Origin of the sequence: Citrobacter europaeus (assembly GCA_020099315.1) — a bacterium.
Lineage (GTDB): Bacteria > Pseudomonadota > Gammaproteobacteria > Enterobacterales > Enterobacteriaceae > Citrobacter > Citrobacter europaeus.
Map to the genome: position 1 here is coordinate 403,593 of CP083650.1, position 12,830 is coordinate 416,422.

The 12,830-nt window shown below is 55.0% G+C and carries 14 protein-coding genes; 12 read left to right on the forward strand and 2 right to left on the reverse strand.

Annotation, left to right across the window (positions count from 1 at the left end; genetic code table 11):
- The first annotated feature begins 35 nt into the window (after nt 1–35).
- The 4 genes from LA337_01920 (at nt 36) to LA337_01935 (ending at nt 4,778) form a co-directional block, all read left to right on the forward strand.
- Entirely contained in the window at nt 36–1,538 is a 1,503-nt protein-coding gene (locus tag LA337_01920; GenBank protein UBI16481.1) for a sugar ABC transporter ATP-binding protein, read from the forward strand.
- A gap of 13 nt (nt 1,539–1,551) precedes the next feature.
- Nucleotides 1,552–2,574, forward strand: coding sequence for an ABC transporter permease (locus tag LA337_01925; GenBank protein UBI16482.1), 1,023 nt, complete (start codon nt 1,552–1,554; stop codon nt 2,572–2,574).
- Nucleotides 2,561–3,562, forward strand: a complete 1,002-nt coding sequence (gene yjfF, locus LA337_01930) for a sugar ABC transporter permease YjfF (GenBank protein UBI16483.1) — start codon at nt 2,561–2,563, stop codon at nt 3,560–3,562. Before LA337_01925 ends, yjfF begins: the two co-directional genes overlap by 14 nt.
- A 103-nt stretch (nt 3,563–3,665) precedes the next feature.
- Nucleotides 3,666–4,778 (forward strand): methyl-accepting chemotaxis protein, encoded by a 1,113-nt coding sequence (locus LA337_01935; protein UBI16484.1) that lies wholly within the window; start codon nt 3,666–3,668, stop codon nt 4,776–4,778.
- A gap of 125 nt (nt 4,779–4,903) precedes the next feature.
- Here the strand turns inward: LA337_01935 and fbp are convergent, their stop codons facing one another.
- Nucleotides 4,904–5,902, reverse strand: a complete 999-nt coding sequence (gene fbp, locus LA337_01940; protein ID UBI16485.1) for a class 1 fructose-bisphosphatase — start codon at nt 5,900–5,902, stop codon at nt 4,904–4,906.
- Nucleotides 5,903–6,077: 175 nt separating this feature from the next.
- Between fbp and mpl the strand changes: the two genes are divergently transcribed.
- The gene (gene mpl / locus LA337_01945; protein ID UBI16486.1) at nt 6,078–7,454 is read left to right on the forward strand and encodes a UDP-N-acetylmuramate:L-alanyl-gamma-D-glutamyl-meso-diaminopimelate ligase; all 1,377 of its coding nucleotides are present in this window, start codon (nt 6,078–6,080) and stop codon (nt 7,452–7,454) included.
- Between the two features lie 99 nt (nt 7,455–7,553).
- Here the strand turns inward: mpl and LA337_01950 are convergent, their stop codons facing one another.
- On the reverse strand, nt 7,554–8,105 hold the full coding sequence (locus LA337_01950) for a ribosome-associated protein (GenBank protein UBI16487.1): 552 nt from the start codon (nt 8,103–8,105) through the stop codon (nt 7,554–7,556).
- A 95-nt stretch (nt 8,106–8,200) separates the two neighbouring features.
- Between LA337_01950 and pmbA the strand changes: the two genes are divergently transcribed.
- The 7 genes from pmbA (at nt 8,201) to LA337_01985 (ending at nt 12,792) form a co-directional block, all read left to right on the forward strand.
- The gene (gene pmbA, locus LA337_01955; protein UBI16488.1) at nt 8,201–9,553 is read left to right on the forward strand and encodes a metalloprotease PmbA; all 1,353 of its coding nucleotides are present in this window, start codon (nt 8,201–8,203) and stop codon (nt 9,551–9,553) included.
- Nucleotides 9,554–9,636: 83 nt separating this feature from the next.
- A complete protein-coding gene (gene cybC / locus LA337_01960) occupies nt 9,637–10,023 on the forward strand; it encodes a cytochrome b562 (GenBank protein UBI16489.1) in 387 nt (128 codons plus the stop codon).
- A gap of 330 nt (nt 10,024–10,353) precedes the next feature.
- Entirely contained in the window at nt 10,354–10,662 is a 309-nt protein-coding gene (locus LA337_01965; protein UBI16490.1) for a glycine dehydrogenase, read from the forward strand.
- Between the two features lie 10 nt (nt 10,663–10,672).
- Nucleotides 10,673–11,035, forward strand: a complete 363-nt coding sequence (locus LA337_01970) for a hypothetical protein (GenBank protein UBI16491.1) — start codon at nt 10,673–10,675, stop codon at nt 11,033–11,035.
- A 2-nt stretch (nt 11,036–11,037) separates the two neighbouring features.
- Nucleotides 11,038–11,337, forward strand: coding sequence for a DUF4312 family protein (locus tag LA337_01975; protein UBI16492.1), 300 nt, complete (start codon nt 11,038–11,040; stop codon nt 11,335–11,337).
- Between the two features lie 22 nt (nt 11,338–11,359).
- Entirely contained in the window at nt 11,360–12,136 is a 777-nt protein-coding gene (locus tag LA337_01980; protein ID UBI16493.1) for a DUF4311 domain-containing protein, read from the forward strand.
- An 11-nt stretch (nt 12,137–12,147) separates the two neighbouring features.
- Nucleotides 12,148–12,792 (forward strand): DUF4310 family protein, encoded by a 645-nt coding sequence (locus LA337_01985; protein UBI16494.1) that lies wholly within the window; start codon nt 12,148–12,150, stop codon nt 12,790–12,792.
- Nucleotides 12,793–12,830: the final 38 nt, after the last annotated feature.

Below are 12,830 nucleotides of genomic sequence, written 5' to 3' on the forward strand. Positions count from 1 at the left end.
AGCGTAGCGCCATCCGGCGTGATGCAGGGGGAACCATGACCACCGACCAATATCAGGAAATCCTCCGCACCGAAGGATTAAGCAAATTCTTTCCCGGCGTCAAAGCGTTGGATAACGTGGATTTCAGCTTGCGTCGTGGCGAGATTATGGCGCTGCTGGGAGAAAACGGAGCCGGCAAATCGACGCTCATCAAAGCGCTGACCGGTGTTTACCATGCCGATCGCGGTACTATCTGGCTCGAAGGCCAACCGATCTCCCCCAAAAACACCGCCCATGCCCAGCAACTGGGGATTGGCACCGTGTACCAGGAAGTGAACCTGCTGCCCAATATGTCGGTAGCGGATAACTTATTTATTGGCCGTGAGCCGCGGCGTTTTGGCCTGCTTCAGCGCAAGCAGATGGAAAAACGCGCGACGGAGCTGATGGCGTCATACGGTTTTTCCCTCGACGTACGCGAACCGCTGAACCGTTTTTCCGTGGCGATGCAACAGATCGTCGCCATCTGCCGGGCGATCGATCTCTCCGCGAAAGTGCTGATCCTCGATGAACCTACCGCCAGCCTCGATACCCAGGAAGTTGAAATGCTGTTCGGCCTGATGCGACATCTGCGCGATCGGGGCGTCAGTCTGATCTTCGTCACCCACTTCCTCGATCAGGTTTATCAGGTCAGCGATCGCATTACCGTTCTGCGTAACGGCGGCTTCGTTGGCTGCCGTGAAACCCGGGAATTACCGCAAATCGAACTGGTCAAAATGATGCTGGGCCGCGAACTGGATACCCATGCGCTACAGCGTGCGGGACGCACCTTGCTAAGTGATAAACCGGTGGCGGCATTTAGCGGCTTTGGCAAGAAAGGCACCATCGCGCCGTTTGATTTGCAGGTGCGTCCCGGTGAGATCGTCGGTCTCGCCGGACTACTGGGATCCGGGCGAACGGAAACGGCGGAGGTGATCTTCGGTATTAAACCCGCCGACAGCGGCACTGCGCTGATCAAAGGCAAACCACAGACCTTACGATCGCCGCATCAGGCTTCGTGTCTGGGGATCGGTTTCTGTCCGGAGGATCGCAAAACGGATGGCATTATCGCCGCCGCTTCGGTGCGGGAAAACATTATTCTGGCGTTGCAGGCGCAGCGCGGCTGGCTGCGGCCTGTTTCACGGAAAGAACAAAACGAGATTGCCGAGCGTTTTATTCGCCAGCTTGGTATTCGCACCCCCAACGCTGAACAGCCGATCGAATTTCTCTCCGGCGGCAATCAGCAAAAAGTATTGCTCTCGCGCTGGTTATTGACCAAACCGCAGTTCCTGATCCTCGATGAACCCACGCGCGGGATCGACGTTGGCGCACATGCGGAGATCATCCGCCTGATCGAAACGCTGTGCGCGGATGGTCTGGCGCTGCTGGTGATTTCATCCGAACTGGAAGAGTTAGTGGGTTATGCCGATCGGGTCATTATTATGCGCGATCGCAAACAGGTGGCTGAGATCCCACTGGCTGAACTGTCCGTACCGGCGATCATGAATGCCATTGCGGCCTAAGGAGACTATGGTGATGCCTCAATCTCTCCCTCAATCCAATCCACCTAAACGGCGGTTCCGTTGGCCAAAGGGGATGCCGCAACTGGTGGCGTTGCTGCTGGTGCTGCTGGTGGATAGCCTGGTCGCGCCGCACTTCTACCAGGTGATTTTGCAGGATGGTCGGCTGTTCGGCAGCCCGATTGATATTCTCAACCGCGCCGCGCCCGTGGCGCTGTTGGCGATTGGTATGACGCTGGTGATTGCCACCGGCGGTATCGACCTTTCCGTGGGCGCCGTCATGGCTATTGCCGGCGCGACGACTGCGGCGATGACGGTGGCCGGGCACAGTCTACCTGTGGTGCTGCTGGCCGCCTTAGGCTCCGGCATTCTGGCGGGATTGTGGAACGGAATTCTGGTGGCCATCCTCAAGATCCAACCCTTCGTCGCTACGCTTATTCTGATGGTGGCCGGGCGTGGAGTGGCGCAGCTCATCACTTCCGGGCAGATCGTCACCTTCAACTCGCCAGAACTTTCATGGTTTGGCAGCGGCTCGCTGTTACTGTTCCCCACGCCGGTAATTATTGCACTGCTCACGCTGGTGGTGTTCTGGCTGCTGACGCGGAAAACGGCGCTGGGTATGTTTATAGAAGCGGTGGGCATCAACATTCGTGCGGCAAAAAATGCCGGGGTGAACACTCGTATTATCGTGATGCTCACCTATGTGCTGAGCGGCCTGTGCGCGGCTATCGCTGGCATTATCGTCACGGCGGATATCCGCGGGGCAGACGCCAATAACGCCGGATTGTGGCTGGAGCTGGATGCCATTCTCGCGGTGGTTATCGGCGGCGGCTCGCTGATGGGCGGGCGCTTTAACCTGCTGCTGTCGGTGATCGGCGCGTTGATTATTCAGGGCATGAACACCGGGATTTTACTGTCGGGCTTCCAGCCGGAACTGAATCAGGTGGTCAAAGCCGTGGTGGTGTTGTGTGTGCTGATTGTGCAATCACAACGCTTTATCAGCCTGATAAAAGGAGTGCGTGGTCATGATAAAACGTAATTTACCGCTGATGATCACCCTCGGCGTGTTTGTGCTGGGCTACCTTTACTGCCTGACGCAGTTTCCCGCTTTTGCTTCCACCCGGGTAATCTGCAATATTCTGACCGATAACGCTTTTTTAGGCATTATCGCCGTCGGCATGACCTTCGTGATTCTCTCTGGCGGGATCGACCTTTCCGTTGGCTCGGTGATCGCGTTTACCGGCGTATTTCTGGCGAAAGCCATCGGCTACTGGGGCATTTCCCCGCTGCTGGCGTTCCCTTTGGTTTTGCTGATGGGCTGCGCGTTTGGCGCGTTTATGGGGTTACTGATTGATGCGCTGAAGATCCCAGCATTCATCATTACTCTGGCGGGAATGTTCTTCCTGCGCGGCGTCAGTTATCTGGTCTCAGAAGAATCCATCCCGATTAACCATCCGGTTTATGACACGCTCTCAAGCCTGGCATGGAAAATTCCCGGCGGTGGTCGCCTGAGCGCGATGGGATTGCTGATGCTGGCGGTTGTCGTCATCGGCATATTCCTGGCGCACCGTACGCGCTTTGGTAATCAGGTTTACGCGATTGGCGGCAACGCCACCTCTGCCAACCTGATGGGCATCTCAACCCGCAGCACCACCATTCGTATCTATATGCTGTCTACCGGGCTTGCCACACTTGCCGGCATTGTTTTTTCCATTTATACCCAGGCGGGCTATGCGCTGGCGGGCGTTGGCGTCGAGCTGGATGCGATTGCCTCGGTGGTGATTGGCGGAACGCTGCTGAGCGGCGGGGTCGGGACGGTATTAGGCACGTTGTTTGGCGTCGCCATTCAAGGACTGATTCAGACCTACATTAATTTTGACGGCACATTAAGTTCCTGGTGGACGAAGATCGCGATTGGTATTTTGTTGTTTATTTTTATTGCCTTACAGCGCGGCCTGACGGTGCTTTGGGAAAATCGTCAAAGCTCGCCAGTTACCCGAGTAGGTACGACGGCAACACCAAAGTAACATCCTGATTTTTCACAAAACATTTAAATATCTAAACTTTTTCCGGTTGTAGTCGATAGGTTCTGTACAGGTCTGTTTTAACCCTACAACCGGAAATATAACAATGCCAAAATCCCTTTCAATTCGATCAAGTTTGTTGGTGTTATTGTCTCTGCTGACGTTCCTTCTGTTACTGACCGGCGGAATGGGGCTATATGCCTCTACTCGTATCATTACTTCATTGATTTACCACGGTATTATGAGCGCAGCGATGCTGGCGGCTATCGCATTGCTGGCGGTTATTTGGTTTATGCTGCGAAATAAGTTCCTCAAACCGCTGGATAACATAGTTGAGCAACTGGAACGTCTGGCGACGGGAGATTTATCGTCGGTTGCTGCGCTGTCGGCCAGCGCCGAATTCAACCGCCTGAACGCAGCGATGGATGAAATGCGCCATGCGCTGGGCGACTCGGTACAACGCGTACGTGATGCCAGCTCGCAAATTGATATTGGCAGTCGTGAACTGACGGCCGGGAACCAGCATCTGGCACAACGCACTGAATCGACAGCCACTTCGCTGGAGCAAACCGCCGCCAGTATGGAAGAACTCACGGCGACCGTGAAACAGAATGCGCAGAACGCGGAACAGGCGCATCAGCTGGCAAAATCGGTGTCGGATACCGCCGATCGCGGTAGCGAAATGGTGTGTTATGTGATCGAGAAAATGCGCGATATTTCCGGTAGTTCCAGCCGAATCGCCGACATCCTCAGCGTAATCGACGGTATTGCTTTCCAGACCAATATCCTGGCGCTCAATGCTTCCGTTGAAGCGGCGCGCGCCGGTGAGCAGGGGCGGGGCTTTGCGGTCGTCGCTGGTGAAGTGCGTAATCTGGCCAGCCGCAGCGCCGAGGCGGCCAAAGAGATCCGCACGTTAATCAGCGATTCGCACACCCACGTGGGGGAAGGCAGCGAGCTGGCGCAGCAGGCGGGGGAAACCATGGATGAGATCGCCAATGAAGTGATGCGCATGACCAAACTGATGCGTGAAATTGCCAGCGCCTCCCAGGAACAGAGTCGCGGTATTGAGCAGGTAAATATTGCGGTAATTCAGATGGATGAAACGGCGCAGCAAAATGCGGCGCTGGTACAGCAGTCTTCTGCGGCTACCCGTTCGCTGGAAGAACAGTCTTCAGCGCTAATCGAAGCCATGGCCGTATTTAAACTACAAACAGCCTAACCGAACGATGGATTTTGTAGGCCGGATAAAGGCGTTTACGCCGCCATCCGGCAATATCACCGCATCGTGCCGGATGGCGCTTCGCTTATCCGGCCTACAACGTGCAGTAGACCGGGATATGGCGTTTACGCGTCCGGGAACTCGCGGATAAAGCGTTCTACATCTTCAACCATGTGGTCGTTACCCACGAAGAAGGAGCGGCGCTGGTGCAGGCTTTCCGGGGTGATATCCAGAATGCGTTCTTTACCATCGCTGGCTTTGCCGCCCGCCTGCTCGGCCAGGAAGGCCATCGGGTTGCATTCGTACAGCAGACGCAGCTTGCCTTGCGGGTGGCTGGCGGTGCTTGGGTACAGGTAGATCCCGCCTTTGAGCAGATTGCGATGGAAATCCGCAACCAGAGAGCCAATGTAGCGCGAGGTGTACGGGCGCTGGGTTGACTTATCTTCTTCCTGACAGAATTTAATGTACTTCTTCACGCCGTTCGGGAATTTGATGTAGTTGCCTTCGTTAATGGAGTACGTGCTGCCTTTCGCCGGGAAGCGCATACGTTCCTGGCTGAGGCAGAATACGCCCAGAGAAGGATCGTAGGTGAAGGCGTGTACACCACAGCCGGTGGTATACACCAGCATGGTGGAAGAACCATAAACAACGTAGCCCGCAGCAACCTGCTTGTTGCCCGGCTGCAGGAAATCCTCTTCCGTGACCGGCGTGCCGACTGGGGTTACGCGGCGATAAATAGAGAAAATCGTACCCACAGAGACGTTAACATCGATGTTGGATGAGCCATCCAGCGGATCCATCAGCACAACATATTTTGCGTGTTCACAGCCTTCGAAGACGACGATTTCATCTTCTTCTTCCGAGGCAATGCCCGCCACAATGTCGCGCGCCTTCAGTGCAGCTTTCAGTTTTTCGTTCGCGAACAGATCGAGTTTTTGCTGAACCTCTCCCTGCACGTTCTCAGCACCGCTGGCACCCAGGATATCGACCAGACCGGCCTTGTTGATATCGCGGTGGATGATCTTGGCGCCCAGCTTTATTGCCGACAACAAAGCAGTGAGTTCACCGGTAGCATGAGAAAACTCGTGCTGCTTTTCGACAATAAATTCACCTAACGTTTTCATAACACTTTCCCTGCAATTTATGTGGAGTAAAGCGACCGCAACAATATTAACAAATATTTCCATTGTTGCGCTTAGGTGAATCGCGCCAGCAAACTACGGAATATCCTGAAATGCGTTTCTCACTTGCCGGACATGTGCGTAAAATGGCCCCCAGATTAAAAAAGGATAGTGACGTATGCGCATTCATATTTTGGGAATTTGTGGCACTTTCATGGGCGGTCTGGCGATGCTGGCGCGCTCGCTCGGTCATGAAGTAACCGGTTCGGACGCCAATGTGTATCCGCCGATGAGTACCTTACTTGAGAAGCAAGGCATTGATTTAATTCAGGGTTATGACGCCAGCCAGCTCGACCCGCAGCCGGACCTGGTGATCATCGGTAATGCCATGACCCGTGGTAATCCGTGCGTGGAAGCGGTGCTGGAAAAGAACATTCCGTACATGTCTGGCCCGCAGTGGCTGCATGACTTTGTATTGCGCGATCGCTGGGTTCTGGCGGTTGCGGGGACGCACGGCAAAACCACCACCGCAGGAATGGCGACCTGGATCCTCGAAGCGTGCGGCTATAAGCCTGGCTTTGTGATCGGCGGCGTTCCGGGCAACTTTGAGGTTTCCGCGCGCCTCGGCGAAAGCGACTTCTTCGTGATTGAAGCGGATGAGTACGACTGCGCGTTCTTCGATAAGCGTTCTAAATTCGTGCATTACTGCCCGCGCACGCTGATCCTCAACAATCTTGAGTTCGATCACGCGGACATCTTTGACGATCTGAAAGCTATTCAGAAACAGTTCCATCACCTGGTGCGCATCGTGCCGGGCCAGGGACGCATCATCTACCCGGAAAACGACATCAATCTGAAACAGACGATGGCGATGGGCTGCTGGAGCGAACAAGAGCTGGTGGGCGAACAAGGTCACTGGCAGGCGAAAAAGCTCACTACCGATGCCTCCGAGTGGGAAGTGTGGCTGGACGGTGAAAAAGTCGGCGAAGTGAAGTGGGGCCTTGTGGGCGAGCACAACATGCACAACGGTTTGATGGCGATTGCAGCCGCGCGTCATGTTGGCGTTGTGCCTGCGGATGCGGCCAATGCGCTGGGCTCGTTCATCAACGCCCGTCGTCGTCTTGAGCTTCGCGGCGAAGCCAATGGCGTGACGGTGTATGACGATTTTGCCCATCACCCGACGGCCATTCTGGCAACGCTTGCGGCGCTGCGCGGTAAAGTGGGTGGCACGGCGCGCATCATCGCGGTGCTGGAACCTCGCTCGAACACCATGAAAATGGGGCTGTGCAAAGATGACCTCGCGCCGTCGTTAGGGCGTGCGGACGAAGTGTTCCTGCTGCAACCGCCGCACATTCCCTGGCAGGTAGCAGAAGTCGCTGAAGCCTGCGTTCAGCCGGCACACTGGAGTGGCGATGTGGATGCACTGGCAGATATGGTGGTGAAAACCGCACAGCCTGGCGATCACATTCTGGTGATGAGCAACGGCGGATTTGGCGGCATCCATCAAAAACTGCTGGATGGTCTGGCGAAGAAAGCTCAGGCAGAAGAAGAGTAAAAAAATGCCCGGTGGCGCTACGCTTACCGGGCCTACAAAGGATCGTAGGCCGGATAAGGTATTTGCACCGCCATCCGGCACTTTCGGCAGACGAAGAGGTTAGGCTTCGTTTTCCGCCAGTTCGCGCAGATACTGGAAGATCTGGCGGGAAGATTTTGGCGGCTTGTTGCCCGCTTTTTCTTTCCTGGCGTTACGCACCAGCGAACGCAGTTGCTGACGGTCGGCGTCAGGCCACAGGTTCATCACTTCTTCGATAGCTTCATCGTTACCGTCAACCATACGGTCACGCAGTTGCTCCAGCTTATGGAAGACAACGACCTGTTGGTTGTGGCGGTTTTTCAGCTTATCCAGCGCCTGACGGATAGGATCAACATCGCGCTGGCGCAACATTTTGCCAATCAGCTGCAGCTGACGGCGGCGACCTTCCATCTTAATACGCTGGGCCAGCTCAATCGCGGCACGTAAATCCGCATCAAGCGGGATTTTATCCAGCGCGTTTTTCCCCAGTTTTACCAGTTCCATGCCCAGGTGTTTTAACTCCTCGGCGTCACGTTTTATTTCACTTTTACTGACCCAGATAATTTCATCGTCTTCGTCTTCGATGTCATCACCGGGAACGTCGTCGAGCCAGTCTTCGGGCTGCTTAGTCATGTCAGGCTCCTTAAAAAAAGAGGCTAATGTTACCAGTTAAGATGCGCACTGAAAAACGGTTCTCTGTTAGACTTCAGAGAAACTCTCTCTACATTATGGCATTTGCGATGAAAGTAATCTCACAAGTTGAAGCGCAGCGTAAGATTCTGGAAGAAGCGGTCTCGACGGCACTGGAATTAGCGTCAGGTAAGTCGGATGGCGCGGAAGTCGCTGTAAGCAAGACCACGGGTATTAGCGTCAGCACCCGTTATGGTGAAGTGGAGAACGTAGAATTCAATAGCGATGGCGCGTTGGGGATTACGGTTTATCACCAGAACCGTAAGGGCAGCGCATCGTCCACCGATTTAAGTCCGCAGGCGATTGCCCGTACCGTGCAGGCCGCGCTGGACATTGCACGTTACACTTCGCCGGACCCGTGCGCGGGCGTGGCAGATAAAGACCTGCTGGCCTTTGATGCGCCTGATCTAGACCTGTTCCACCCGGCGGAAGTGTCCCCTGACGAAGCTATCGAACTGGCTGCCCGCGCTGAACAGGCGGCGCTGCAGGCCGATAAGCGTATCACTAACACCGAAGGCGGCAGCTTTAACAGCCACTATGGCATCAAAGTGTTTGGCAACAGCCACGGCATGTTGCAGGGCTACTGCTCCACGCGCCATTCTCTCTCCAGCTGTGTGATCGCGGAAGAAAATGGCGATATGGAGCGTGATTATGCCTACACCATTGGCCGGGCGATGGGCGATCTGCAAACGCCGGAATGGGTGGGGGCAGATTGTGCTCGCCGTACCTTATCTCGCCTGTCTCCGCGTAAGCTGTCCACCATGAAAGCGCCGGTGATTTTCGCCAATGAAGTGGCGACTGGACTGTTCGGACACCTGGTTGGCGCGATCGCCGGTGGTTCGGTGTACCGTAAATCCACCTTCCTGCTCGACTCGCTGGGTAAACAAATTCTGCCGGAATGGCTGACCATTGAAGAACATCCGCACCTGCGCAAAGGGCTGGCGTCTTCACCATTCGACAGCGAAGGCGTACGGACCGAACGCCGCGACATTATTAAAGACGGCGTGTTGACCCAATGGCTGCTGACCAACTATTCCGCACGTAAGCTGGGGCTGAAGAGCACCGGTCATGCAGGCGGGATCCACAACTGGCGAATTCCAGGACAGGGTCTAAGCTTCGAGCAGTTGCTCAAAGAGATGGGCACAGGCCTGGTGGTTACCGAGCTGATGGGACAGGGCGTAAGCGGCATTACCGGCGATTACTCGCGCGGCGCGGCGGGCTTCTGGGTTGAAAACGGCGAAATTCAGTACCCGGTGAGTGAAATTACCATCGCCGGTAACTTAAAAGAGATGTGGCGCAATATTGTGACCGTGGGGAACGATATTGAAACGCGCAGTAATATCCAGTGTGGTTCGGTCTTGTTACCGGAGATGAAAATCGCCGGGCAGTGATACTCGTCATACTTCAAGCTGTGTGAGTTATTGAGGGTATCTGGCGTTTGTTTATTTTTTAATAATAAAAAAGGAAGTGAGCAATGCGTAAACACCTGTTAGCGATCGTCGCGGCTTCAACGCTGGTTTTTGGCTCTTCAGCGTTTGCAGCCGATCTCGAAGATGACATGGGGATCCTCAACGATAACCTGAAGATCGTCGAAAAAACGGATAATGCGACTGAACTGAAAGATGCGTTAACCAAAATGCGCGCAGCCGCGCTGGACGCGCAAAAAGGCACGCCGCCGAAGCTGGAAAACAAATCCCCGGACAGCCCGGAGATGAAGGATTTCCGTCACGGTTTTGACACGCTGATCGGCCAGATTGACGGCGCGCTGAAGCTGGCTAACGAAGGTAAAGTCAAAGAGGCGAAAGCCGTTGCGGAAGAGCTGAAAACCACGCGCAACGAAAACCACAAGAAGTTCCGCTAATCTGCGCTTTCCGGCCTGCATAACCGTAGGCCGGACAAGCCATCACGCTACTGCCTCCCATAAGTAAACGCTATCCCCATCACATTTTTTCATTTTTATCGTCCATTCAATGTTCGCATTTCCTTCCATTTTTCTGCTCACTCTTGCGATCTCAATCACATTCTTCCAGTGATAAATCGTGGTCACGGCCCTTTTTGCGGCACGGATCACTATCGCTGCGCGCCTTTCCACTTCGAAGTGGAAAACAACTCGCTACAAACTTTTAACCCCCACCGCTAATTTATCCTCAGAGCCATTAGTGGGGTAAGACGAGTGAATAACGGAGCTGTAATGAATGACATGGGGGAATCGGTGGAACTGGCCGACCGCATGCTGGCGCAGGTGTATGCCTTGCTGCGTGAACGCCACATTATTCCCAACGCCGTACAGGAACAGATGCTGACATCGCATGTTCGCGCCATGGCGCACCGCTCGGTAACGGGTGAACCCTTACCAGAAGTCGATGCCAGCTTGTTTGATGAAATTTCTGCCGAATCAATGGCGCTTGCCCGCGACGTGGTCGCCGAGTTTGGCAATCTTCCCGAGGAAGAGGCCTGGCTGCTGTCGGTGCATTTCGAAGTCGCGAAAGACAACCTTTAAGGAGCAAAAGATGGAACAGATTACCGTAGTGATTGGCGATCGTCTGGGTAAAGGCCAGAAAGTGGCGGCAGGCGTTGAGAAAGCGGGCGGTCGTGCGGTTGTGGTGCCGGGCGTGGCGGCGGATATGAAGCTGGGTGACGTGATGAAAGCGGAAAACGCCACCTTTGGTATCTCGTTTTGTGGCAGCGGCGGCGCGGGTGCGATTACCGCACAGACCAAATATGGCTACAAGGCGAAATACGGCATGCGTTCGGTCGATGAAGGGGTAACCGCCATTAACGAAGGCTGCAATGTGCTGGGGTTTGGCTTTATGGACAAAGAAGAGCTCGGTGAGCGCCTGGTGCAGGCGTGGCAAAAGAAACACGGCGCTTAAGTATGAAAGAACAATTCACCACCACGGTGAGAGTCACTGGCAAGGGCGAGGCCAAAGCGCGCGCCTTTGCCGATGCCCTGAACCACGTTCAGGCGGCGGTGATGAAAGCGTCGCCGCATATCTTACTGCGTATTGAGCCACAGGATGTGCAGGTTGTTCAAGCGCGTGAATCGGTGCGCAAAGAGGCGTTTCTGTTCCTCTTTTTGCGCCGGGAAAGACGCACCTTCAGCGTGGAGCTGGACGTGACCGTCAACGTGACTGCCATCAATCTCGACAAGGTGGATTTCGTTACGCAACGCTGATTCTTTATTAAAAGGCATAATTATGTTCCTGATAATATTAATAAAATCGCTCATCATCGGCGGCCTGGTTGGCGTCGGTGTCGGCGCTGGGGCTGCACGCATGTTTCATGCGCCTACCACTCAAGGGATGGGCGCGTTTCGTACTCTGGGAGAACTGAATTCCTGCGAAGGGGATCCGGCTTCTCACTTCTCGTTCGGCCTGGGCTTCTTCTTTAACGCCTGGGCTTCCTCCGTTGCGGCAGGGGCGTTCACGCAGGACGTCGACCATCGCATCATCCCCAACTGGGGCGCCGCCGCGCTGATGATAAAAAATCGCAACGTCGGTGAAACGCTGCACGATCCTAAGCGCATGGCGATTGCCTGTGGCGTTATCGGGATGATTGTCGTGACCTTCCTGAACCTCACGGCGTCATCGGTACCGGAAGCGTTGCAAGTTACCGCCGTCAAGGTGCTGGTGCCTGCGGCTAACCTGCTGGTTAACACCGTGATGCCGGTGATTTTCTGGCTGGCGGCGATTGATGCCGGTAAGAAATCCGGTTTCTGGGCCACCGTCTTTGGCGGTGCGGCGCAGCTGATCATGGGCAACGCCGTCCCGGGGCTGGTCCTCGGTATTCTGATCGGTAAAGGTGTTGAAGAGAGCGGCTGGAACCATGTAACTAAAGTGATGATGGTGGCTATCGTCGCGCTGTTTGTCCTGAGCGGCTTCTTCCGCGGCTTCGACATGAAGATGATCGAATCCTTCCATCTGACCGTGCCTAACTGGCTCGAACTTATCCACAACTCGCTCAGCGGCAAATAACGGAGGTCATCATGGAACAGAATAAAGGTTTTTGGTTCGCTGACTGGTCGTTCCCGATCTTCGTTGGCCTGCTCTCATCCGGCGTGTTTGCCGGCACGCACATGTACTACCTGTACGGTATTGGCGCATTTAACGAAGTGGCTTTTGTGGCGATGCTGAAGGCGGGAATGGACACCGGCTCCTACGGGGCGGTGGCGGCATTTGGCGCAAGTTTCCTGTTTGCCCGCATCATTGAAGGTTCGCTGGTGGGGATTTTGGACATTGGCGGGGCGATTCAGACCGGGGTCGGGTTAGGTGTTCCGGCGCTGTTACTGGGCGCGGGCATTATCTTCCCGGTCGCCAATTTCGCAGCTTCGCTGGTTACCGGTCTGGTGATTGGCCTGGCGATTGGCTACATCATCATTCTGGCGCGTAAGTTCACCATCAACCAGAGCGACTCAACCTACGGTGCGGACGTCATGATGGGGGCTGGTAACGCCTCCGGCCGCTTCCTCGGACCGTTGATTATCCTCAGCGCGATGACGGCTTCTATTCCTATCGGAATCGGTTCTCTGGTGGGCGCGCTGCTGTTTTACCTGTGGCAAAAACCGATTACCGGCGGGGCGATCCTCGGGGCAATGATCCTCGGTTCCCTCTTCCCGATTGCCATAAGCTAACTGTTGATTTGTAGGCCGGATAAGGCGGTTGCGCCGCC